At 64.0% G+C, this 23,873-nt stretch carries 18 protein-coding genes, 1 tRNA gene and 2 pseudogenes; 12 read left to right on the top strand and 9 right to left on the bottom strand.

Translation table 11 applies throughout. The annotated features are described in order from the left end of the window. Positions 1-12 precede the first annotated feature (12 nt). Entirely contained in the window at positions 13-783 is a 771-nt protein-coding gene (locus MKI88_RS05850; protein ID WP_241630019.1) for a slipin family protein, read from the bottom strand. A gap of 4 nt (positions 784-787) precedes the next feature. After that, the gene (locus tag MKI88_RS05845) at positions 788-2,170 is read right to left on the bottom strand and encodes a nodulation protein NfeD (protein ID WP_241630018.1); all 1,383 of its coding nucleotides are present in this window, start codon (positions 2,168-2,170) and stop codon (positions 788-790) included. Between the two features lie 305 nt (positions 2,171-2,475). On the opposite strand from MKI88_RS05845, the gene purC reads away from it, so the two are divergent. Then, complete coding sequence (gene purC / locus MKI88_RS05840; RefSeq protein ID WP_119762039.1) at positions 2,476-3,255, top strand: phosphoribosylaminoimidazolesuccinocarboxamide synthase; 780 nt, start codon at positions 2,476-2,478, stop codon at positions 3,253-3,255. Positions 3,256-3,264: 9 nt separating this feature from the next. On the opposite strand, the gene MKI88_RS05835 is transcribed toward purC, so the two are convergent. Further along, complete coding sequence (locus tag MKI88_RS05835) at positions 3,265-4,173, bottom strand: LysR family transcriptional regulator (protein ID WP_281063712.1); 909 nt, start codon at positions 4,171-4,173, stop codon at positions 3,265-3,267. A gap of 79 nt (positions 4,174-4,252) precedes the next feature. On the opposite strand from MKI88_RS05835, the gene MKI88_RS05830 reads away from it, so the two are divergent. The 6 genes from MKI88_RS05830 (at position 4,253) to MKI88_RS05805 (ending at position 9,857) form a co-directional block, all read left to right on the top strand. Continuing rightward, on the top strand, positions 4,253-4,873 hold the full coding sequence (locus MKI88_RS05830) for a pyridoxamine 5'-phosphate oxidase family protein (RefSeq protein ID WP_241630016.1): 621 nt from the start codon (positions 4,253-4,255) through the stop codon (positions 4,871-4,873). Continuing rightward, positions 4,870-5,469, top strand: coding sequence for a glutathione S-transferase family protein (locus tag MKI88_RS05825; protein ID WP_241630015.1), 600 nt, complete (start codon positions 4,870-4,872; stop codon positions 5,467-5,469). The genes MKI88_RS05830 and MKI88_RS05825 overlap by 4 nt, the downstream gene beginning before the upstream one ends. Before the next feature lie 169 nt (positions 5,470-5,638). After that, entirely contained in the window at positions 5,639-8,473 is a 2,835-nt protein-coding gene (locus MKI88_RS05820; protein ID WP_241630014.1) for a pitrilysin family protein, read from the top strand. 58 nt (positions 8,474-8,531) lie between these two features. Next, the gene (gene purS, locus MKI88_RS05815) at positions 8,532-8,765 is read left to right on the top strand and encodes a phosphoribosylformylglycinamidine synthase subunit PurS (protein ID WP_241630013.1); all 234 of its coding nucleotides are present in this window, start codon (positions 8,532-8,534) and stop codon (positions 8,763-8,765) included. Between the two features lie 4 nt (positions 8,766-8,769). Beyond that, entirely contained in the window at positions 8,770-9,438 is a 669-nt protein-coding gene (purQ, locus tag MKI88_RS05810) for a phosphoribosylformylglycinamidine synthase subunit PurQ (protein WP_241630012.1), read from the top strand. Further along, positions 9,435-9,857: a GFA family protein gene (locus MKI88_RS05805; protein ID WP_241630011.1), complete on the top strand. Its 423-nt coding sequence runs from the start codon at positions 9,435-9,437 to the stop codon at positions 9,855-9,857. Before purQ ends, MKI88_RS05805 begins: the two co-directional genes overlap by 4 nt. A 320-nt stretch (positions 9,858-10,177) precedes the next feature. Here the strand turns inward: MKI88_RS05805 and MKI88_RS05800 are convergent. Both MKI88_RS05800 and MKI88_RS05795 read right to left on the bottom strand, forming a co-directional pair. Further along, positions 10,178-10,318: pseudogene (locus MKI88_RS05800) on the bottom strand (ATP-binding protein); the annotation flags it as partial. 222 nt (positions 10,319-10,540) lie between these two features. Then, on the bottom strand, positions 10,541-11,263 hold the full coding sequence (locus tag MKI88_RS05795; protein WP_241630049.1) for a queuosine precursor transporter: 723 nt from the start codon (positions 11,261-11,263) through the stop codon (positions 10,541-10,543). 160 nt (positions 11,264-11,423) lie between these two features. Between MKI88_RS05795 and MKI88_RS21400 the strand changes: the two genes are divergently transcribed. The 4 genes and pseudogenes from MKI88_RS21400 to MKI88_RS05780 form a co-directional block, all read left to right on the top strand. Continuing rightward, entirely contained in the window at positions 11,424-11,609 is a 186-nt protein-coding gene (locus MKI88_RS21400) for an SDR family NAD(P)-dependent oxidoreductase (protein WP_281063711.1), read from the top strand. 112 nt (positions 11,610-11,721) lie between these two features. Next, positions 11,722-11,841: an SDR family oxidoreductase gene (locus tag MKI88_RS21395; protein ID WP_281063710.1), complete on the top strand. Its 120-nt coding sequence runs from the start codon at positions 11,722-11,724 to the stop codon at positions 11,839-11,841. Between the two features lie 174 nt (positions 11,842-12,015). Continuing rightward, positions 12,016-12,092, top strand: a tRNA-Arg gene (locus MKI88_RS05785). A gap of 136 nt (positions 12,093-12,228) precedes the next feature. Beyond that, positions 12,229-12,534 (top strand): annotated as a pseudogene (locus tag MKI88_RS05780) (IS3 family transposase); the annotation flags it as partial. Between the two features lies 1 nt (position 12,535). Here MKI88_RS05780 and MKI88_RS05775 read toward each other — a convergent pair. From MKI88_RS05775 to MKI88_RS05765, 3 genes are all read right to left on the bottom strand, one after another. Further along, positions 12,536-12,826, bottom strand: a complete 291-nt coding sequence (locus tag MKI88_RS05775; RefSeq protein WP_241630010.1) for a hypothetical protein — start codon at positions 12,824-12,826, stop codon at positions 12,536-12,538. Positions 12,827-13,049: 223 nt separating this feature from the next. Continuing rightward, positions 13,050-14,375: a type II toxin-antitoxin system HipA family toxin gene (locus MKI88_RS05770; protein ID WP_241630009.1), complete on the bottom strand. Its 1,326-nt coding sequence runs from the start codon at positions 14,373-14,375 to the stop codon at positions 13,050-13,052. After that, positions 14,362-14,646: a helix-turn-helix transcriptional regulator gene (locus tag MKI88_RS05765; protein ID WP_241630008.1), complete on the bottom strand. Its 285-nt coding sequence runs from the start codon at positions 14,644-14,646 to the stop codon at positions 14,362-14,364. Before MKI88_RS05765 ends, MKI88_RS05770 begins: the two co-directional genes overlap by 14 nt. A gap of 166 nt (positions 14,647-14,812) precedes the next feature. On the opposite strand from MKI88_RS05765, the gene MKI88_RS05760 reads away from it, so the two are divergent. After that, positions 14,813-15,292, top strand: a complete 480-nt coding sequence (locus MKI88_RS05760; RefSeq protein WP_241630007.1) for a hypothetical protein — start codon at positions 14,813-14,815, stop codon at positions 15,290-15,292. Positions 15,293-16,094: 802 nt separating this feature from the next. Here MKI88_RS05760 and MKI88_RS05755 read toward each other — a convergent pair. After that, a complete protein-coding gene (locus tag MKI88_RS05755; RefSeq protein ID WP_241630006.1) occupies positions 16,095-23,675 on the bottom strand; it encodes a hypothetical protein in 7,581 nt (2,526 codons plus the stop codon). Positions 23,676-23,873 lie beyond the last annotated feature (198 nt).

Raw genomic sequence — 23,873 nt, 5'->3', positions numbered from 1 at the left:
GTGAGCGCCGCCCTAGCTCTCATCCGCCTTGCCCGCCGCATTCTTCAGGAAGTGTCCGAATTCGATCGGGAACGGGAAGACGATCGTCGAATTCTTCTCGGCGGCAATCACGTTGAGGCTGCTGAGGTAGCGGAGTTGCATCGCCTCGGGGCGCTTCGACAGGATCTCGGCTGCCTCGAGGAGCTTGGCGGCGGCCTGCTGTTCGCCTTCCGCATTGATCACCTTTGCACGGCGCTCACGCTCGGCCTCGGCCTGCCTTGCAATCGCGCGCACCATGGTCTCGTTGATATCGACATCCTTGATCTCGACATTGGCAACCTTGATCCCCCAGGGATCGGTGCGCGCGTCGAGGATCTCCTGAATATCGTTGTTCAGGCGGTCGCGCTCGGCGAGCATCGTGTCGAGTTCATGCTTGCCGAGCACCGAGCGCAGCGTCGTCTGCGCAAGCTGGCTGGTGGCGCCCAGAAAATCCTCGACCTGGATGATCGCCTTTTCGGGATCGATGATGCGGAAATAGATCACGGCATTGACGCGCACCGAGACATTGTCGTGGCTGATGACGTCCTGCGGAGGCACGTCGAACACGACCACGCGCAGATCGGTGCGCACCATCTGCTGGACCATCGGCACGAGCAGGATCAACCCGGGGCCCTTGACCCCCGTGAAGCGGCCAAGCGTGAAGACGACGCCACGCTCATATTCGCGCAGCACCTTTATGGCCGAGGCGAGGAACAGCATCGCGAGGACTATCAGCGGCAGGTAGAAGGCGATCTGCGGGATCATCGCTCTATCCTCCATGCGGCGGTTCGGGCTCGACATGGAGCGTCAGCCCCTCGAGCGCGGTGACGCGGACATCCTGGCCCTTGCCGAGCGGCGCGGCTCCGGCGGCGTTCCAGCGCTCGCCGCGCACGAAGACATGGCCCTGACGGTCGCCCCAGTCCTCGACCACGCCGCGCACCCCGACCATGTCCTCGCGCCCGCTGACGATGCGTGCGCGGCGCGAGGCGAGCGCGAGGCGCGCAACAAGGAGCATGAAGACCACGCTGGCGACCGTGATCCCCGCGATCGACGACCATGACACGCGGAACTCGGGAACGTCGGTATCAACGAGGATCGTCGCGCCGAGCATGAGCGCGACGACGCCGCCCAGCCCCAGCGTGCCGAAGGAGGCGACGTACATCTCCGCAACCAGCAACCCGATGCCGAGCGCGATCAGCGCGAGCCCCGCAAAGTTCACGGGAAGCGCCGCGAGCGCATAGAGCCCGGTCAGCAGGCAGATCGCGCCGATCGTGCCTGGCGCGAAAAAGCCGGGGCTCATGAACTCGAAGATCAGACCGTAGATGCCCACCATCATCAGGATCAGCGCGACATTGGGGTTGGTGATCGCGCTCAGCAATTCGGTGCGCCAGCCGGGCCGGACTTCCTCGACACCAAGTCCGCGCGTGGCAAGCGTGATGCGGTTCCCGCCGACCGTCACAATCCGGCCATGCGCCTGGGCCAGCAGGTCGGCGACGCTCTTCGCCTCGATATCAATCACATCTTCGCGAAGCGCTGCGCTTGCCGACAGGCTCGCGGCCTCGCGCACCGCCTTTTCGGCCCAGTCGACATTGCGACCCCGTAATTCGGCGAGCGCGCGGATATAGGCGGCGGCATCGTTGACCGCTTTGGCGTCCATCGGATTGCGCGGGGTTGAAGCCTTGTCCCGGGCGTCCTTGTCCGTTCCCTGATCGGGGCCGGGAACACCGCCGATCTGCACCGGCGTCGCCGCTCCGACATTGGTGCCGGGCGCCATGGCCGCTACGTGACTGGCATAGAGCAGGAAGGTGCCCGCGCTTGCCGCACGCGCGCCGCTCGGGCTGACATAGGTCGCGACCGGCACGGGAGAGGCCAGGATGTCGCGGATCATCGCACGCATCGAAGTATCGAGCCCGCCCGGCGTATCGAGGCGCACGACGACCAGCGGCGCGCTGCGCTTCGCGGCCCGATCGAGCGCCCGCGACAGATAATCGGCGCTGGCGGGACCTATCGCGCCGTCGAGATGCAGCACGATCGCGGGCGGCCCGCGCTGGCCCGCGGCGGGCACGCATATCGTCACGACCAGTGCGACCAGCAGGATCGCCAGCCAATGGCCAAAGTGGCGCCAGGGCCTAATATGCGATGCGCGCGGCACGTCGCTGCTCCTCCCGGGGCATTCCCGGGCATTCAGGATCGTTATCATAGCACGAATTCAGGCGGATGTCCGGGCAGATGCCGGATTGAGAGTTTGCGTCTCCGGGATCCGGTGATCGCGACCGCATAATCATATCGGCCGTTTCGAAATGGCACGCTTCGCGTACGATGATGTCGAGGGCGTGGCCTGAGTCCGTCAATTGCCTCTGACCAATGATTCGGTTATAGGCGCAGCCCTCTTCCCGCCCCGGCATGCGCATCCTATTTATGCGCTGCCGGGGCATCGACTTTCAGGGGTATGTGTAGATGGCACGCCGCCGCCAAATCTATGAGGGCAAGGCCAAGATCCTCTATGAGGGGCCTGAGCCCGGAACGCTCATCCAGTATTTCAAGGATGACGCCACCGCGTTCAACGCGCAGAAGAAGGGTACGATCAGCGGCAAGGGCGTGCTCAACAACCGGATTTCCGAGCACATCTTCACGCTGCTCGGCAATATCGGCATCCCCACGCACTTCATCCGCCGGCTCAACATGCGCGAGCAGCTGATCCGCCAGGTCGAGATCGTTCCGATCGAGGTGGTGGTGCGCAACGTTGCCGCGGGCTCGCTGACCAAGCGCCTCGGCATCGAGGAAGGCACGCAGCTGCCGCGCACGATCATCGAATATTACTACAAGGACGATGCGCTTGGCGATCCGATGATCGCCGACGAGCACATCGCCTGCTTCGGCTGGGCCAGCCAGGAGGAGATGCACGACATCGCCGACATGGCGATCCGCGTGAACGATTTCATGTCGGGCCTGTTCGCGGGCATCGGCATTCGTCTGGTCGACTTCAAGCTCGAGTTCGGCCGGATCTGGGACAATGACTATGCCCGCGTCATCCTGGCCGACGAGATCAGTCCAGACGGCTGCCGTCTGTGGGACATGACGACCAATGAGAAGCTCGACAAGGACCGCTTCCGTCGCGATCTCGGCGGCGAGGTCGAGGCCTATCAGGAAGTGGCGCGCCGTCTGGGCCTGCTCCCCGAAGAGGCCGACACATCGGTCCTCGACCTCGAAAAGCACCGCAAGAAGCGGGGGAAGTAAGGCCGGATATCAGCGCGCGCCGAGGACTTCGGCGGCGCGCGCCTGCATCGCGTCGGCAAAGGCGCGCACGGCGGGCGTGCCCGCGCGGCTGGCGCCGAAGACGAGGTGCACCGGAATCGCGGTCACGCAAAAATCGGCCAGCAGGGGGAACAGCCGCCCCCCAGCGATGGCATCATCGACCTGGTAGCTGAGCTGATAGGCGATGCCGATCCCCGCTTCGGCCGCGTGGATCGCGGCATCATTGGTGTTGACGAGCATGCGCGGACGGATCGCCACCGCCATTTCGCGCTTCGCGCCGAAGCGCCACTCGGTCGCGGGATTGACCGCGGTGACGCCGATCAGCGCATGATTCCTGAGCTCGTGCGGACCGGCGGGCGTGCCATGTTCGGCGAGATAGGCGGGACTGGCGACCGCGATGCGCGTCACCGCCCCGATCGTGCGCGCGATCAGACTTGAATCGGCGAGCGGGCCGATGCGGACTGCGACGTCGATCCCTTCCTCCACGATCCTGACATTGCGATCGATCAGCAGCAGGCGAACCGACAGCCTCGGGTGCGCCGCAAGCAGCGCATTGGTGACGGGGACGACATGGCGCTGCCCGAACGCAACGGGCGCGGTGACGATCAGCGTGCCCTGCGGCGTGTCTTGCGCGCCCATCGCCACGAGTTCGGCGTCGCGCAGCTCGGCAAGGATAGCGCGTGCACGAGACAGAAAGGCCGTCCCCTCCTCGGTCAAGGAGACCGCACGTGTCGACCGGTGAAACAGGGCGACGCCCAGATGCGCCTCCAGCGCGGCGATTGCGCGCGTCATAGCCGGGGGAGACATTCGGTTCGCACGCGCGCCCGCCGCGAAGCCGCCATGGTCGGCAACAGCCACAAAGGCCTCGAGCGATTGAAACCGATCCAGAAACAATTCCACTTTTCGCAATAATGAACTTCAGTTCTAGTCGATTATCATGTCCATGGAAATGGCGCATATCACCGGCGGGAGCGTGGATATGGCCGAGAATTTCAAGCATCTGATGTTCACGCCGGGGGTCAGGGAGATCCAGGAGGCGAAGGGTTCGCGCGCGAGCTATGCACGCATGGAAGGCGACGGTTCCGCTCCCGACGCGCTCGACGACACCGCGCGCGCCTTTATCGAGAGCCGCGACACATTCTATATGGCGAGCGTCACCGAAACGGGCTGGCCCTATGTCCAGCACCGTGGCGGGCCGCCCGGCTTTCTCCGTGTGCTCGACAGACACCGCATCGCCTTCGCCGACTTCAGCGGCAACCGGCAATATATCAGCACCGCCAATTTCCGCAGCGACGACCGCGTCGCACTGATCCTGATGGACTATCCGAACCGCCAGCGGCTGAAGCTGGTGGGACGCGCGGTGAGCATCGAACATGCGGAAAACCCCGCGCTCGTCGACGCACTCATGCCGCCGGGCTATCCGGCACAGGCCGAGCGCGGTTTCATGATCACGGTTGAGGGCCTCGAATGGAACTGCGCGAAATATATCACGCAGCGCTTCACCGTCGCCGAACTGGCCGGACCAGTCGAGGCGCTGAAGGCGCGCATCGCCGCGCTCGAGGCCGAAAACAGCACACTCAAGGAGAAGCTTGCGTCATGATCCGGCTCTACGCCTCACCGCTTTCGGGCAACGCGCACAAAGTTCGCATGGCGCTCTCGTTTCTCAACCTGTCGCACGAAGAGATCACGGTGCCAGCCCCCGAGCGCAAGACGCCCGACTTCCTCGCAATCAATCCATTGGGACAAGTACCCGTTCTGGTCGACGTCGATGTGGTGATCCGCGACAGTCAGGCGATCCTCGTCTATCTCGCTACGCTCCACCGCCCCGGTGAATGGGACGGACGGGACGCCGCTGAGCGCGCACGGATCATGCAATGGCTCTCCTTTGCGGCAAACGAGATCGCGAACGGCCCAGCAATGCTGCGGCTGGGCAGGCTGTTCGGTGCAGACATCCATGAGCCCACGGCGCAGGCCTTTGCCGACAAGGCGCTGAAGCTGCTCGAAGCGCATCTGGCAACACATGACTGGCTGGAAGGAGGCAGACTCACGATCGCCGATATAGCGGCAAGCCCTTATATCGGGCTCGCCGCGGATGGCGGCATCGAACTCGGCTCCCGGCCCAACGTCACACGCTGGCTCGACCGCATTGCAGCGCTCCCGGCTTTTCCCGCGATGCAGGGCTGGTCGGCCGATTGACAGGATCCGGGGTGACCAGCCCGCATTTCGATTGCTGTCATCTGACCTGATTTCGGGTCTTTGGCATTGACAGTTCGCTGCGCTTTGGTGCTCCTGCGCGTCCCATGACGCAGATCGAGCACACCGTTCGGTGATCCGTAACATCCTGATTCTTCTTGGAAGCGCGAGCATGCTGGCGCTTTCGGCCTGTCAATCCCCCGCCCCGATCGTACGCCCCGCGATTGCCGCGCCCGCCGACCCGGTCAGCACCGCCTGGGGTTTCGACCGCAGCGACGTGCCGCGCGACCCCGAATGGCGTTACGGCCTGCTGCCCAATGGCATGCGTTATGCGATCCGCCGCAATGCGACGCCGCTGGGTTCAGCTTCGATCCGGATGCGCTTCGACGTGGGTTCGACGGCCGAGGCCGAAGACCAGCAGGGTCTCGCGCATTTCCTCGAGCATATGGCATTCAACGGATCGACGCACGTGCCCGAGGGCGAGATGGTGAAGATCCTCGAACGCCATGGCCTCGCCTTTGGCGCGGACACCAACGCCAGCACGAGCTTTACCGAGACCGTCTACAAGCTCGATCTGCCGCAGGTCAGCGACGATGTCGTCTACACCGGACTGATGCTGATGCGCGAGACCGCAAGCGAGCTCAGCATCGACCCGAGGGCGGTCGATCGCGAGCGCGGAATCATCCTGTCGGAGCGACGCGCGCGCGATCAGTACGCCTATCGCCGCCTGACCCATTTCCTCGACTTCGCACTGCCCGGTACGCTGGTCGCACGGCGCATGCCGATCGGCACGCCCGAGGTCATCCGCAGCGCGCCCGCCGAGCGCATTCGCGACCTTTACCGGCGTTTCTATCGCCCCGACCGCAGCGTGCTGATCGTGACGGGCGATATCGAACCCGACCTGATCGAGGCCAGCATCCGCGAACGCTTTTCCGACTGGCAGCCCGCCGGGCCGAAGGAGGCCGAACCCGTTACCGGCACGATCAATCCAGATCGCCCGACGAGCACCGCCTATTTCCGCGATCCCGATGTGCCCACCTCGGTTTCGCTGTTTGCGACAAAGCCCGCCGACACCAGCCCGGACAGCGCAAGGAAGCGCGAGCGCTCCATCCTCGAGACGCTCGCCAATGCCGTGCTCAGCCGTCGCCTTTCCAAGCTCGCACGGCAGGAAGATCCGCCGATCCTCGGCGGATCGGCGGGTTACGCGCCCCTGTTCGGCGCCGCCGAGCTTGCCGCGATCGATATCAGCGCCAGGGGTGACGACTGGCGGGGCGCGGTGGCCGTCGCGGATCGCGAACTGCGCCGCGCGCTGAGCTATGGCTTCACCCAGGCCGAGCTCGACGAGCAGATGGCCAATCTGCGCCGCGGGTTCGAGAATGGCGCGCGTCAGGCCGCAACGCGGCGCAGCGACACGCTGGCCGACGCGCTGGTGAGCGCGATCAACGACGACCTCGTCGTGACCACGCCCGCCTGGCGGCTGGAGCAATTCAACGCTTTTGTGCCGCAGATCACGCTCGACGCGGTCAACAACGCCTTTCGCGCAATATGGTCGGGCGCCAATCCCCAGGTCCATGTCTCGGGCAAGAAGGCGATCACCGACGCGCCCGGCGCAATCCTTGCCACCTATGACGAAAGCCGCGCGACCGAGGTGCTCCCCGTTGCGGACGCCGAACGGGCAGCCTTTGCCTATCGCGATTTCGGCAATGCCGGCGCCGTGATCGCGGACAATCGCATCGCGGATCTGGACATCCGCACGATCCGCTTCGCCAATAATGTCCGGCTCAACATCCGGAAGACCGATTTCGAGCAGGACCGGATCCGCGTGTCGCTGCGCATCGGCCGGGGTGCTCTCGAATTCGGCAAGGACAAACCGGGCCTGCGCATGTTCATGAACGGCGCGTTCGCGTCGGGCGGGCTCGTCGCGCACAGCCTCGACGAGTTGCAGACGATTACCGCAGGGAGATCGGTGGCGCTCGGGCTCGCGGCGAGCGACGAATATTTCGGCACGACCACGATCACCACGCCCGACGACCTCGAACTCCAGATGCAGATCTTCGCGGCCTATATGATGGCTCCGGGCTTTCGCGTGGATGGCGATCGTCAGTGGCAGAACCGGATTCCCGTCGTCTATGATACGCTCGACGCCTCCCCCGGCGCGATCGCGGGCCGCGACGTCCCCAGAATCATCGCCAGCGGCGATCCCCGCTTCGGCACGCCGCCGCTCGCCATACTCCAGCAGCGCAACATGGCCGAGTTGAAGGCCGCGACCGCGCGCGCCTTCGCCAGCGGCGCGATCGAGATCGGCATCGTCGGGGACATCGACGAACAGGCCGCGATCGACGTCGTCGCACGCACCTTCGGCGCGCTGCCCATGCGCGACGAGGCTCCGCCGCAGCTCGACGAAGCGCGGCACGTGTCCTTCCCGACCGACCGCACGCCAGTCGTGCTGCTGCACGAAGGCAAGCCCGATGAGGCGATGACGATGGCCTATTGGCCGACGACCGACAATTCCGACTTCAGGACCGAGGCGACGCTGTCGATGCTCTCGGCGGTGATGGGGCTGATGCTGACCGAGGAATTGCGCGAAACGCTGGGCGCGACCTATTCGCCCGTCGCCTATTCGAGCACATCCTCGATCTATCCGGGTTTCGGCCAGCTCGTCGCGTCGAACAATGTCGCGATGGAAGAGATCGCCAGGGTCGAGTCAGCTGTCGACGCGATTGCAAATCGTCTGCGTACCGAACCCGTCAGCGCGGACCTGATGCTGCGCGCGCGGAAGCCCATTCTGGAGCGGATCGACAAAGCCCGTCGCGAAAACGGGAACTGGATCGCGCTGATCGACGAGGCGCAGACCGAGCCACGATGGATCGAACGGTTTCGCGTCGCCCGACCGGTCTATGAATCGATCTCAGCCGACGACCTCAGGCAGGCAGCGATCCGCTGGCTCGATCCCGCCGCGGCGCTGCGCATCCGCATCATCCCCGATCCCGCCAAAGTGAATCCTTGAACCCGCGGCCAAGCGAGGCCATAGAGCCGCCAAAATCCCATCCAGCGAGACTCGAACCATGAAGACCCGCATTTTCGTGACACTGAAGGGCGGCGTGCTCGACCCGCAGGGCAAGGCGATCCACCACGCGCTGGAGAGCCTCGGCTTTTCGGGCGTCAACGATGTCCGCGCGGGCAAGCTGATCGAGCTGGATCTCGCCGAGAGCGTCACCGATGGCGAGATCGAGGAGATGTGCAAGAAGCTCCTCGCCAACACCGTCATCGAGAATTATCGCATCGAACGCGGAGCCTGAGCCCATGAAGACCGCCGTCATCGTCTTTCCCGGTTCCAACTGCGACCGCGACCTGGCGGTGGCGCTCGAGCAGGTCACGGGGCGCAAGCCCGACATGATCTGGCACACCGATACCGAACTGCCTTCCGGCCTCGGCTTCATCGGCATTCCCGGCGGCTTCTCCTATGGCGACTATCTGCGTTCGGGCGCGATTTCCGCGCGCAGCCCGGTGATGCGCGCAGTGGTTGCCGAAGCCGAGCGCGGCGTGCCCGTGTTCGGCGTGTGCAACGGCTTCCAGATCCTGACCGAGACCGGGCTGCTGCCCGGCGCGCTGATGCGCAACGCTGGGCTGAACTTCGTGTGCCGCGACGTCGCGATGACCGTCGAGAACACCCAGTCGATCTTCACCAGCCGCTACAAGGCGAATGAGGAAATCCGCATCCCCGTCGCGCATCATGACGGTAATTTCTTCGCCGACGACGCGACGCTCGACTGGCTCGAGGGCGAAGGCCGCGTCGCCTTCCGCTATGCCGAGGAAGTCAACGGCGCTGCACGCGGCATCGCGGGCATCCTGAATGCGCAGGGCAATGTGCTCGGCATGATGCCGCACCCCGAACGCATGATCGAAGCCGCGCATGGCGGTCTTGACGGCCGCCGCCTGTTCGAGGGCGTGCTCGAAGCCGTTTCGGCATGAGCATCACGGGCGGCTGCCTCTGCGGCGCCGTCCGCTACAGCATCGAGGCCGAACCGATCGCGACGCGCATCTGCTGGTGCCGCGACTGCCAGCATCTGGCGGCGGGCAACGCGACGGTGAATGTGATCTTCCCATCAGACAGCATCACGATCACCGGCGAGACGCGCGGTTATGAGAGCCATGCCGACAGCGGCAATGTCATGCACCGGCGCTTCTGCCCCGATTGCGGCACCCCGTTGTTCAGTGCGGCAGAGGTCCGACCGCACCTCATCATCGTTCGCGCCGGCACGCTCGACGATGCCGCGATCGCGAAGCCCGGCGCCACGATCTGGACCGATTCCGCGCCGCACTGGGCGCTGATCGACGAGACGTTGCCCAAGATCGAACGCCAGCCGGCGCCGATCCCGGCGCCGGATTGAGTTCCGATCTCCTACGAAGGTCAGGAAAGTTCGGCGTGTAGGGGGAACCTCCTCGATCAGTGCGGCCGCACTCCACGCCTTCAAAGAGTCGATTGTCAGATCAGCCAGACAGAACAGGGGCGTGGACAGCGATTTTTCGGCAGTTTCCGACGACATGTCAGCCGCTACATCGAGTCTTTTCCGCCAACTGAAAGCGATTATTCATTCAAGAAAGGGCGGGATGACGGTTGGGGGGCTGGAAAGCTAACATTCCGTTCTGTATCAAGCGACATCGTGAAGTGGTCCGGGGGCGACACGCAAAACTGGTCCGCCCAGGGTTGTTAGGCACTCTCCAAATCATGCGTCGCAGTGGCCTTTTGCAAAAGGCCACTGCGACGCTTTTCGCGTAATTGATAGCTATCCCCGCGGATGGTGATGACATGGCTGTGGTGGAGCAGCCGGTCGAGAATGGCGGTGGCGACGGCGTTACCCAATCGCCCTTGCTGAAATCCTACTCTTTGTCGCTTTCGTGTGGGGTGCCAACGCGGTTGCCAATCTGCTTTACGACCTTTGAGAAGGGGGCAAGCAACGCGTTCCAGTCGATCTGGACGCTTGTCGCGATCGGACCGGGAATGTCGCAAAGTTGTGAAAAGCGGAATTTGCGCCCCTCGCTGGAAGGGAGGGGAGTGAACAGTGCGCCCCGCCTACACCTTCGCGCTGAACGGCGTGAAGTCGGTGCCGCGGTCGTACACATCCACACCCTCGCGGCGCTTGAGCCAGCCGACCACGGCATAGGTCACCGGCGTCAGCACCGCTTCCCAGCCGACCTTCATGGCCCAGTTGGTGACCATCACCGTCGCGACCTGCCAGTCTTCCCACACGCCCAGAAAGGCGAGCGGGTAGAAGATCAGGCTGTCGACTCCCTGCCCCACCACCGTCGAGCCGATCGTGCGCGTCCACAAATGCCTGCCCTCGGTCCAGACCTTCATCTTCGCGAGCACGAAGCTGTTGGCGAATTCGCCCGCCCAGAACGCGAGAAGCGAGGCGAAGACGATCCGCGGGGTCGCGCCGAAGACCGCCTCATAGGCGGCCTGACCCTTCCACCCTTCGGCCGGCGGCAGCGACACGACGACCCAGCTCATCACGGCCATGAACAGCATCGCGCCGAAACCCGCCCAGACGCAGCGCCGAGCGCGCGCATAGCCATAGACCTCGGTCAGCACATCGCCGATCACATAGCCCAACGGGAAGAAGAGGATGCCCGCGCCAAAGGTGAAGCCCGCCACCGTCGACAGCTTGGCCGCGCCGATCAGGTTGGAGAGCAGCAGCACGGTGACGAACGCCGCCATGACGAAGTCGAAATAGCGGAAATGCCCGCCTGCAACCGCCTGTGCCGAAACCGCTTTCGGCGCGCCCGTTTCCCCCATGCTCATGGTGCGCAACACTATCGAGGTTTTTTGCCCATGCAATCCACGCCAGACGCGTGTGCGTCGCCAGGCGCGACAGCGCGCCAGTAGCTCAGCGTGAAACCGGGCCGGACGCCGAAACCTCCCCCGCCACCTCGGCGATCAGGGATCGCAGCCAGCGGTGCGCGGGATCGTTGCGATAGCGGACGTGCCAGGCATGCGCGAGGCGGTGCGCGTGATGCGGCCGCTGAAGTCGGGATCGGTCATCAACATCTCTTCGATCTGGGGCAGTGCCGCGGTCGCGGGCGCGCACAGCTACCACGCCGCCAAGGGCGCGGTTCGCAACATGTCGAAGAAGCAGCGATGACTTATGTCGGCGACGGCATCCGCGTGAACTCGGTGCATCCGGGCTTCATCCACACCCCGTTGACCGACGCGCAGGCCCGGACCTCAACGACGCAGTGATCGCAGCGACCCCGATGAAGCGTGGCGGAAAGCCGATCGAGATCGCCTATGGCGCACTCTACCTCGCCTCGGACGAGTCCAGCTATGTCACGGGCACCGAGCTCGTGATCGACGGCGGCTATCTGGCGCAATAACCGAACGCGCCGGAATGGCCCCCGGTTGCCGGCCCGGCAGCCGGGCGCCATCCGCTTCAGCCCAAGTCGTGTTCGGCGCGCAGATGTCCCCCATGGCCACGGCGCGCGCCACTATCGAGGTTTCGCGCGCGCGCAATCCACGCTATGCGCGTGCGCGTCGCCATACGCGACAGCGCGCCCGTAGCTCAGCTGGATAGAGCACGAGCCTTCTAAGCTTGGGGTCGCAGGTTCGAATCCTGCCGGGCGCGCCATTAGGTTTTCCGCGGACTTTACCACCAGTACGGAAGCAGAATTTACCGACTAGAAGCCCGCCACGTAATCACCACGTAATCTTGTGAGTGATTTAGAGCGCCTCTAGCTCGTTCGGTCCGGCCGCCGAGACAAGGTGACCTGCTGCATCACTCGGACCAGAGCGGCCAATATACCAGTGAGCAGTTCCAGCGGTTGATGGCCGACAACGGCGTCACCTGTTCAATGAGCCGCTCGGGCAATGTCTGGGACAATGCCGCGATGGAGAGCTTCTTCTCCTCGCTCAAGACCGAACGTATCGGCAGGAGGGTCTATCGCACGCGCGACCAGGCCAAGGCCGACGTGTTCGACTATATCGAGCGATTCTATAATCCAAGGCGCCGGCACTCGACCTTGGGGTACCTCAGCCCCATCGACTTCGAGAAACAATCTGAGGTAGCGTAGCCTATCGCGGTGTCCGCGAAACCGGCAGCAGCTCAGTTTGCTGATCCTCTGAAAGCACGCTGTCAAGGATGGTCTCTGGTAATGACTCCATTACGGTGGTTGCGCGCGCGAGGAAGGGGGAGAGAAGGCAGGCGGCGGGGTAGCGGCGGGGCTGGCCTAGGCGCGCTATCGCTTCGGACAGCGCGGTCAGTTCGTCAGCCGCCGCCTCGAATTGTTTGAGGAAGTGGGCGCCGAAGGCTTGGTTGGCCGCAGAGGTGAAGCGGGCGGCATCGTGCAGTGTAACACCGGCCAATCTTGGAATCTGGCCGCCAGCCAGCGGCACTTCTATCGTGTGAAACCCAGTGCGCTGGTGATCTGCGCCGCGCCCACCGAGGAAGAAAAGGGCGCCTGATGGCGACTGCCAAGGAAGTTGATGCCGGAGGCGGTCTGCTCCGCAGCCAATGAGGCATGGCCGAGGGAGCGGAGAAACGCTCCCGGCCATACGCGCCTTTTGAGCTGCCTTGGCGCTGTCATATTCAGGCGCCTCCGCTGGCAAGCAGCGTGTTGTGTGCGGCGCGGAAGGTATCCTGCAGCGCCTTGTGGTTATTGAGGCCGTCGAGCGCATAGCTGTTGAGAAACTGACGCCGGGCGAACAGCTTGCGATCGACGGGACTGAGGTCTGCTTCGTTGCAGATCTCTTGCCAGAGGTGGGCGATGGTTGTGATCTGATGTTCTATAAGCGCAGCGGCTTCCGCTTCTTTCATGTGATAATCCGGCGCGCCGGCCAGCAGAGTGGCGAGCGTGCTGGCACGGCCATCGCCCTTGATCAGCATCGCCTGCGTGGCTTCGTTGCCTGTGCGCCCTTGCGGGCAGATGTCATAGGCGGGCGTGAGCGTGAGCATCCTGCCATCCCAGAAGGCGGCATGGTTGCGGGCATGGTCGTCGGTATTGCCGCACAGCACGTTGAAGCAGATCCGCCCATAGAGTTCCTTCAGCGTGTCCTTGGGGTCAGTGAAGCGGTGGCGAATGAGTTCGGCCAAGTCTTCGTAGGAGGCGTAACGGGCCATCATCTCATCAAGGCCCAGCATGGTCAGGGCTGAGACCATGGCGCGTCGCGTCCAGCCATCCTTTGTGTGCGTGCGGTCGAAGCGCTCGATAAGCAGCACATCCTTATGGGCGGCGCGGGTCATCGACACGGACGCGGCGTTGAGTCCGCAGGCGGCTGCCAGCTTCATCGCGATGAATTCGGCCTTCACGACGCTGTAGGTGTCGTTGGCTGCCGAAAATTTGGCGATGAATTTCTTTGCGCCGTCATCAATCAGCGCCTTGGGGCGCGCCCCGCCAATCGACGTGCCATGATTGAGGGCCTGGTCGAGTGCCGGGGTCAGTGGCACGCCTTTTTCGATAAGGGCGGCTGCCTCCATAAGCTCGTCAAGGGAGGCTTGTGCGGCAAGGCGGGGGACATACTCTGTGGCCGATGCCTGAAAATCGAGGGCGCCAATCCGGTCGGAGCCTGACTGGAGCAGAAAGGTCAGCTCGCTGATCTCGGGTACGCGAGCAGCGTCGGGCTTTTTGCCCGTCAGCCTGTTGATGATGACCCGGCGGCCCCAGGCATCCGGCGAGCCGTCGCGAATGCAGCTTGCCATTTGCAAGCCGTTGATGGGCGCGATGACTCCTTCCTGGAGGGGGAGTTCAGGCTCGTAGATGGGAATGGCGCTCTTACGGCGCCGGTAGCTGGCACCGTAGGTAAAGAGCAGGCGCTCGCCATCCTGGTCGAGGCGGCCGGCGACCACCGGTTCTGCTGCCCCGGGCAGCCACATCCAGACAAAGGCTTCGGTAGCGTCCGGCTTAGAAGTCATCATCGACCTCCTTCACGGCGTGGCGGACGCTCTTCGGCAGCAGCGTCAGTTTCTCGTCAAGACGGGCATTGTGCATCTGGAGCGTGCGCTCGTCATAGTCGAACAGGCGCAGGCCGACGATTGAGGCGACCTCAAAGACGATGCCGATCTCAGGGCCCGGCGCGCCTTTTTCGATGCTGGATAAGGTCGTGCGGCTGATGCCGGCGCGGTCCGCCAGTTCCTGCGCGGTCAGGCCGCGCTCGGCCCTGCCGACGCGGATCAGCTTGCCGAGCATGGCGAGCGCCTGGTGCGTGACTCTGGAGTAGCTTCTCTGACGGGGCACGGTTATACCTGCTTTGTTCATTTGAGTGGACGTGAGACCTTTTCATGTCCAGAATTTTGGACATTGTGCCATAAGTCTGGCGTCTAGTCAAGTTTTGTTCATTTGATTGGTCGTAAGGATGGTTGGCGGCCAGAATTTTGTACATAGGCCTGGCTGCAATAATGATGCGCGCTCCAGCTGGGCCGAACGCTTACCGGAGGAACCGGAGGCCTTCTGGATCTGGTGTCTTGAGCAGTCGCACGATACTTTGCTGGCGCTTCTGGCCTATATTGCAGCTGAGAGTGTCGATGCCGTGCGCCGCAAAGGCGACACGGAACAGCCCGCGTATCCGTCATGCCGACTGATGCGAGCGCTCGGGGTCGACCTGGCGCACGCGTTTACGCCGGGCGTCGAGAATTACTTCTCGCGCATCAGCAGCGCGCAGATCGTGGCGGCGCTATGCGAGGCAAAGGGCGTACCTGCTGCGCCGTTCTGGTCGAAGATGAAAAAGGCCGAACTGGCAGCGCTTGCTGCTCGCGAAGTCGCCGGGACCGGCTGGCTGCCGGAAGTCTTGCGCCTGAGCGAAGAGCAAGTTTTCGAACGCGATCAGGCGGCCTGAGGCGCTTCTACCGCATTCTGCCGGTCGCGCCTGCGAGGGTCCGGCCGGTATTCATGCTGTGAGACCAGATTTAGGAGAGCCGGAAGGGAATGGCCCCCCTAAAGTCAAAGGAGAAGAAGTCGTGGCACGACGTACGCGCGAGAAGGGGGAGTTTAAGCTGCCGGCGGCAGCGTTAATCTGGGGCAGGTCGTACAGCCCGGGCCACCGCGGCAAAGTGTGGAGTTCCCCTATATGGTTGTCCCCGCATCCTTACTGATGCCGACCCCGAAATTCCGCTGGCCTGGTATCGTAATGATTATGGCCCCGACACCCTGAAAGCCGAATACCCGGATACTGGATCGCTATAGGCAAATACGGGCCTCCCGTCGCTGAGCCTCTTCTCAACGTAACGCGGGAGCAGTTTTCCGACCTACTGCGCCTCTTGGAGGCGCAGCGCTTCAAGGAGTTCTACTTTACAGTCGAGGAGACCGAGAAGGAGAGCGCGTGGCCGGTGCGAAGCTGGCGAATGGCCACTCGTCTCAGCTAGGATGGGAACAGATAGAGCGACGTTCACCCCGCAAGCTGTCGACAGCCTGCTGACGAGGGCTGAGAATGATAAGGCGAAAACAATTATATACGAGTTCCCAGTTTCATCCTGTCCGCGCCATTTTGTTAAAGAATTCTCAGAGCATAGCTCCGTCCGGCAAATTCCGGCCGCGTCCGATCACCCGACAGACAGAAAAAAGGCGGCGCCTCCATGGAGGGAGAGGCGCCGCCGATCCGGCATAGCTGACGACCTGGGGCGTCTGCTTTGCGCGGGGGGTCAGAATTTCACGGAGATCCCGCCGCTGAGGTTGTGGCGTTCGGCGTCGCCAAACTCGCCGACATATCCGACATTGAGCCGGACCGAGTCGGAAAGGTCGAGGCCAAGGCCGGCACCGAGGCGCGCTGTGGTGGTGCTGCGGTCGACGCCAGCCACGGTGAGCACGCCATTTCCGGTAACGCCGGTGAGCACGCCGCTGGCGGTGATGGCGTCTCCATCGAGCATATGGCGTATACCCGCTTCGACCCAGGAACTGAGCGGCAGATTACCAACTTTGGTTTCCGCACCCAGCGTAATACCGGCATCGGCGAACAGGGCATCGGTGCGCTTGCCCTGAACGCTGAGCGCGAACGCGCTGGTCCCCTGTTCGGTGACGCCCTCACGCCTGGTCGAGATCCAGGTGAGCCCTGCCCTGGGCGTCACCGTCATGTCGCCCGCATCGAGATCGTAATCTGCCGAAAGGTCGACCAGCCAGCTGTTGAGGCCATAGCTTCCCGCGACGCTCGTCCTGCCCGGCAGGTTACGCGTCGTCTTCGCATCCGCGCCGTCATAGGCGGCGAGCGCATGGAGACCGAGGCCGCCGATCCGCGCGTCGGCGAAAACACCGCCGACAAAGCCGTCGGCGCTGGTGCTGGCCTTCAGGTGGAACAGTTTCTGCTCACTGTCGAGATGGCCGATAAAGCCACCCACGCGCATGCCATTGCCGAAACCGTAGCCGATACCGCCGATGAGCCCGCTGGCATCGCCATTGGCCGACGACGCGCCCGTCGTCTTGTTGCCGTCGAGCTCGCTGCGCCCGAACAGCCCCTGGCCGAAGCCGAACAGGCCCTGTTCCTCGGGCATGGTGTAGCGCAGACTGCGCGCGCTGTCGGCGAGCAGCAGGCCATTGTCGATGCCGATCCGGCTCGCCGAGGCATAGGCCTCGGGCGTAAGCTGGGCAAAGGCCGCCTGACGCGACTTGCCCTGTGTGTCGACCAGATCGGGCAGCGCCGCGGTGAAGGCCGCAACCTTCTGGCCCGAACCCAGCACCGCATTGGCATAGGCGATCGAAGCCTGCGCATTGGTGCCGAAGCTCGTGTCATTGGCGAATTCGCCGACGATCTGGATCTTGTTGCCGCGCTGGGCGACGAAGCCAAAGACCGACTGCGACTTGTTGATCGTGGTGAAGCCGCCGGTGATCCCGCCACCCGCGACGACGAGGTCGATCGCGCCGCCGGGTGCCGAGCTGAGCGCGCCGGTGATGTCGATCGTCGAGCCCGAGGCGATGCTGAGCGTGCCCGAGATGTTGAGCAGGTCGCGGCCCGTGGGCGCCAGTTCCAGAAGCAGGTTCGAGCCCGATGCGAAGGCGACATTGCCATTCACCGTCATCGTTCCCGGCGAGGCGCCCGGCGACAGCGTGCCGCGCACATCGATGCTCGCATTGACCGTGCCTGCTGATCCGAAGGTCGCGCCCTGGCCGACAAGGATCGAATTGGCCGAGGTGATCGTGGTGCCCGCCTGACCGATCACGCGGCCGCCGGTGACCGCGAAGTTCTGGAAGCCGACATTGCCCGTGATCGAGAGCGTGCCGCTGCCATTCGCGAAATTTTCGAAATCGCTATAGCCCGCGCCGTTCCATGCATTGGTGCCAGCACCGCGGAATTCGAGCGTGTCGTTGCCCGCACCGCCCGAGCGCGTGCCCGTGCCGCTATTGGGCGAGGCGATGATCAGGCGATCGTCGCCCGCACCCAGATCGACATTGCCATTGAGCGCGCCCGAGATCTCGAGCGTGTTGGCAGCTGCCGAGCCCGTGAGCTGGCCGGTGGTCAGCGTCGCGCCGTTGACGATCCTCAGCCCGCTGCCGAACATGTCGACGCTGTCGAAGCTCGCATTGCCATCGACAAGCAACGTGCCTGTGCCGCCCGTCTCGAGCTGCTCGAAATTGCTGTAATCGAGCGAGTTGAGGCTGCGCGTCTCATTGGCCGCCTGCTGGAGCACGAGACGATCGGTACCCGCCCCGCCATCGACCGGGCCGGTGATCGACGCGCCGCCCGCCAGCGTCAGCACATTGTTCGCGCCGTCGAAGACGGTATTGCCCGAAGCAAGCGTCACGCCCGCCGCCAGCGTCAGATTGCCGCCGTTGATCGCGACCGACTGATAACCCGCAGTCTCGCTGAGAATGAGCGTGCCCGCACCATTGGCAACGAGATCCTCGAAGCCCGTCGCGCGGCTGGCGAACAGATTCTGGGTCACCCCGCCCGACAGATCGAAGGTGATGCTGTCGCGCCCTGCCCCGCCATTGACGGTGCCGAGGATCGAACCATCGGGGCCGACGACAAACTGATTGTCGCCGCCATCGAAGTTGAGCGCCTGCCCCTGCGCCAGCACGCCGTTCAGCGTCAGCGGCGCGGCGCCCGCCAGATTGACTGTTTCGAAACCAGCCAGTCCGCCGATCGTCGAGGCGCCGCCGAGATTGAGGTTGAGCACGTCATTGCCCGCCCCGCCATCAAGCGCCCCCGAGAGCGCACCGTTCAGCGCCAAGGTCAGGCTGTCATCGCCACCGCCCAGCGACACGCCGCCGGTGAGCGGGGTGTTGATGGTGACGTTTTGTGCGCCGTCATTGCCGATGATGTTGCCGACATCGTGCATCGACGTCCCCGGATTGAGCACGAGGTTAGAGCCGGACCCCAGTGTGATCGTGTCGAAATTCTGCGCCAGTGCCAGCGACAGCGTTCCCGCCCCCGACACGTCGAGCGATTCGAAGTTGATCACGTCGGGGATCGCGCTGACGTCGCCCGCAATGTTGAAGCCGATCGTGTCGGTGCCGAGGCCGCCGTCGATCGTGCCCGTCGCGGTGCCACCCGCCAGCATGAGGCGATCATCACCTGCGCCGAGGTTGATATGGCCCTCGACCGTGCCGCCCGTCGCCAGCGTCACGACATCCTCGCCGCCCCCCATCTCGACATGGCCCGCCACAATGCCCTCGACATTGAGGCGTTCATCGCCGTCCAATCCCGTGAGCGCGGTCGTCCCCGTGGACGCGAAGCGTGTGCCGGTGGCCACGGTGATGTTTGAATTGGCGATCGTCAGCGTCGCCAGATCTGCGGTTCCGGATATCGCGAGCGTGCCTGAGCCCTTCTGCTTCAGCGTCTCGAAGCCCTTGAACAGATCGAAATTGATCGCGCCATTGCCGGACAGATCGACAAGCAGCGTGTCGACGCCGTCTCCGCCATAAGCAATGCCTTCGAACACCGACGATGCTGCAAATACCAGCGTATCCGCGCCCGAACCCAGCGTCAGATCACCGGCCAGACGCCCGTAATTCTCGAAGACGTCATCACCATCGGCCAGATCGACCGAGCCCTGGATGACGCCCCCGGCAAGATTGCGGATCTTGTCCGTGGTTCCCGCGGTCTGGATCGCACCTGCAACGAAGCCGCCATTGGCTGCGGCGGCATCGCCCAATCCGGCGCCGCGATCATGGACCGTGTCGCCAGGGACGAACCGGGTGCCGGCGCCGCCGCGAATGGTACCCGCATTGGCGAGTTCGAAGACGCGTGATCCGGTGTTCGGGGTCGACGCGGTGAGCGCGGGAAGGAACTCGCTCGCAACGCCGATCGCAACCGACTTTGCGCCTGTCGCCTCGATCACGCCATTGGCGCCGTTGGTGACGCGAACGATGGTGTTGTCGCTGATCGTGGTCACGCCAAGGCCGACCGACATGATATCCCCGCCCGCGTCGGTCACGCCGCCGCCATTGGCGCGAATGATGCCGTCATTGCGGATATTGGCGACGACCGTAGGCGTGGTGGTCTCTTCGCAATTCTCGGCCGAAGGCGCCTTGGGATCGGCTTCGCCAACCGCCGAAATGAGCAGCGCCGCGCCGCCGGCAGCATTGGCCTGGATCGTGCCAGTGTTGCTGAAGTCGACCCGGTCGGCTTCGATGCGACCGCCGATCGCAAGCCTGCCCGCCGCCTCGATCGTGCCGCTATTATCGAACTTGCCGTTGCCGCTCTGCACGTCGATCTCGAGTGCGAGCGAGCCACCATCATAGCTCGCGTCGCCGCTGTTGCGGATCGTGCCGCTATTGCTGAATTCGACGCCCAGGCCATCGTCATCGGCGCCATAGACGGTGAGCGAAACCGTCGAGACATCGCCCCCGCCCGAGGTGAGCATGCCCGTATTCTGGAAACGGAAGCGGCCATTATAGGCGATGCCCTCCGCGCTGATCGCACCGAGCGCAGCGTCGATCGTGCCGTGATTGGCGAAGGCGCCGAGCCCGAAGCGCGCCTCTACACCGCGGACATCGGTGGTGATCGTGCCGCGGTTGATGAGGTTCAATGTGTCGTCATACTGATCGGGAAGCGCGGTCACTTCGAAGGCGGCGCGCTGGTCGGTCAGACCCGTGACGTTGAAATTGGCGGTGTTCTGGATCTCTCCATCGCCGAACAGGCGCATTCCGCTGCCAAGCGTCCCGGTCGCGGAGAGCCTGACGCGCGTGTCTTCCCCTGCCGCCTCGGCCGCGAACAATTCGAAATCGTCGGGCTTGGCGGTCGCGGACAGCGCATAGTCGCCGCTGGAAGTGAAGGAACGGCCATAGGCATCGAGGCCCCCGCCCGCATCTATGGTGCCCGAAACACCCGTCGCGACGCCATCGCGCACAAGGAAACTGTCATCACCCCCGCCAAGGCTGACACTGCCCGTCACAGCGCCACCCGTTGCGATGAACGCGTCATTGCCATCGCCAAGATTTACGTCGCCGGTGATGGAGCCCGCGTTGCGGATGAGTTCGCTGCCCCCGCGACCCAGAATGGCGACGCCCTGGCCGATGATCGAACCGCCCGCAAGATTGTCGATCACGGTCTCGTCGGTGCTGGCGCTGGCGTCGATCGCGATCCCGCCACGGCTCTGGATCAGGCCCGCATTGAGGATCACGCCGCCGCTTTCGACGGCAACGGCGCTGCCGATCATGTCGATCTTGCCGGTCTGCTCGTTGGTCAGGATGCTGCCGCGCAGCGCCACGCCAAGCGAACGGTTTGCCGGGGTCGAGGCGGCTGCATCACCTTCCTCGACAATCGAACCGCGATTGACGATCGTGCTGCCATTGCCCTCAAGCGCAATCGCGTTGTGCGGGGTCGCGGCATCGGTGACGCGGATCGCCGCGCCTTCGCCGATCAGCACCTGCGTGCCGCTGCCCGTGCGAAGTCCGGTGCCCTGCGCGAAGCTGATATCGCCCTTGCCCGCCGCGAGTTCGACGCTGCCCGCCTGGAGCGCATCGACATGCACCGCCGCGCTGCCGCCCTTGATCTTGCCCGACAGCGTCAGGTCGAGCCGCTTGCCCGCATCGTTGAACCACACGCCGGTGCCGCCGTCTTCGACGACCACCGCGCTGTTGCCGCTGCCGCTCATGTCGATATCGGCCACCAGATCGATCTTGCCATCGCCCGCGACATGGATCGTTTTGGTGGCGGTCTGCGCCGCGCCGCCCGCATCGAGCGGGCCGCCCAAGGTCAGCACGGTATCCGCGCCCGCCGCTTCGTAAACGAGCTTGCCGGCCACATCGACGCTTGCTTCCACGACATTGGCGGATTGCGTGCGATCGGCGCGCAGCCAGAGTTCGACAGTGCCGGTGCTGATCATGCCTCCGGCGAGGATGTCGTTCATCCGGAAATTGCCGTTGCGGTCGAGGCGCGAAATGTCCGCGATCGCCTTGTCGCCGTCGCTCAGCTTCAACTGACCCGAGAGTGTCCCGCCTTCGGCCGCCCAGTAGATATCGTTGTTGGTGCCTGCGGTGCCGAGGTCAACCGCACCGTTCAGCGTGCCCTTGTTGGCGATCTTGAGCTGCGAATAAGAGGTAAAACCCCGAATGGCGTTCACCGCGCCGCTGATGACGCCACCCGCATCGTTCACGATCGTGCCGTTCATCGCGACAATGCCGGTGTTCTGCTCGCCCGCGATCGTGCCGCGATTGACGATGTCACCCGACGACATGTTAACGCCGACCAGCGTACCGCGGATCGTGCCCGTCACATTGTTCACGAGCCCGCTGCCGCCATCCATGGTTAGCGCGGTCTGGTTGGTGCCGGTAAAGACGATCGAGCCGTTATTCTCGGCGCTGGTGTAGTTGAGCGCGACGCCGGAACCGAATTCACTCGCGCCGGTGATCGAGCCATTGTTGACGAAGCCCGGGCCAGTCCCGTCGCCAAAAGCCTCGACGTCGAGCGCCTTGCCGAACTGGCCGCTCGCCCTGATCGTTCCGTCGTTCACGAAGCGCCGAAGTGGCCCGCCTGCGCCCGCCTCGATCAGGATCGCAGCTGGAGAGGTGCCCGTCAGATCCAGCACACCCTTGTTGGTGAAGGACAGGCCGAAATCGCTGTCGACGTCGGGCTCAAGCGTCGGCCGGATCTCGAGGAGAGGACGAACGCCCGATGCGGTGATGTTGGCATAGCTGACGACATCGCCCTCGCCCGATACGAGCAGGCCGTTGGTATAGCTGCCCGCCGCGATCGTCGCATCGGTATCGCAGCCGCACAGATCGACGCCATAGCGCTCAAAGCCCGCGGGCAGCGAATCGCCAAGCGTAACGGTCCCCGATTTCGTGACGCGCACGCCGAAGGTGTCATAGCCGTCACCGCCGTCGATCGCGCCGCTCACTCCGCCGGCGATCACGTCGCCCGTCTGCTCGAAATAAAAGGCGTCGTCGCCGCCACCGAGGCTGATATTGCCCTGAACGGTTGCGCCCATGCGCTGCACGAACCTGTCGTTCGACTCGCCGCGCGACACGACATCGCCGATGATCGTGCCGGCATTGTCGATGTCGGTCTCGTCAAAGACCGCGCCGGTCAGTTCGATCGCAACGCCGTTACCGCCGCGCACGACCGCACCCGCGCGATTGCGCAGCTCAAGCTCATCGGCGCGGATCGCGACCGCGTCGCCGCTGCCCTCGATCGTGCCGCTATTGTCGATCACCGCGCTCGCGGCAATCGCAGCGCCACCCGCGGCATTACTCCGGATCGTACCGCTATTGCGGATCTCCTGATCGTAATAGGCGCCGCTGCTGCGGATTCCCGCCTGCATGCCGCCGTCGATCAGCCCTTCATTCTCGATGCGTTCGAACCGCGCATCGATGCCGCCCACAACCTGCCCTGTCGCGGCATTGCGGAACCGGGCGATATGGCCGCTCGACCCGTCGGGGATCATGATCGCGGGCCCGGCTGTTCCGGTGATCATGCCCGCATTGCTGATTGCATAGCGAACATATTCGTCGACCGCTGCGATGCCGCGCTGTCCCGAAATGGAGCCATCCTTGCCCACCGCGATCGTGACAAATCGGCCCGGACCGGCCACGACGCCATCTCCATCGCCACCGTCGACCGCGCCATTCACGACCAGATGACCGTTCTCGTCATAGTAGAAAGCCGTATTCGTGATCGCGTTCTTGCGCACCTTAGCGCCCGAAAGGACCGTCGTGACCTGCCCGGTCACATTCGAGACATAGCCATTGTCGTCGATCCCGCTGCAGAAAATTGCGCCGCCCTCGGGCGCGCATTCCGCGCGCGCGGGTGCGGAAGAAAGCGCGATGGCGAAGCCTGCGGCGCTCATCAGCAGACTCGCCCGCATCAGTCCATGACGCGAAACGCGACCGATGCCGGCAGAGCCGGATTTGCTATTCGACATTCAATTCCTCCGAAAATGGGCACAAATCTTCGGAGCAAGACCGCGGATGATCCTGCTCTTTTCAAATCTCTGAAGGGTCAGGTCAGATCAGAATGTCGCCACGACGCCGCGGCAGCATCATTC

This window comes from Sphingomonas sp. LaA6.9, from assembly GCF_022601895.1.
In the GTDB taxonomy this organism is placed as follows: Bacteria; Pseudomonadota; Alphaproteobacteria; order Sphingomonadales; family Sphingomonadaceae; genus Sphingobium_A.
The sequence above is the reverse complement of the archived record's forward strand: the minus strand, read 5'-3'. Positions and strand labels throughout refer to the sequence as shown.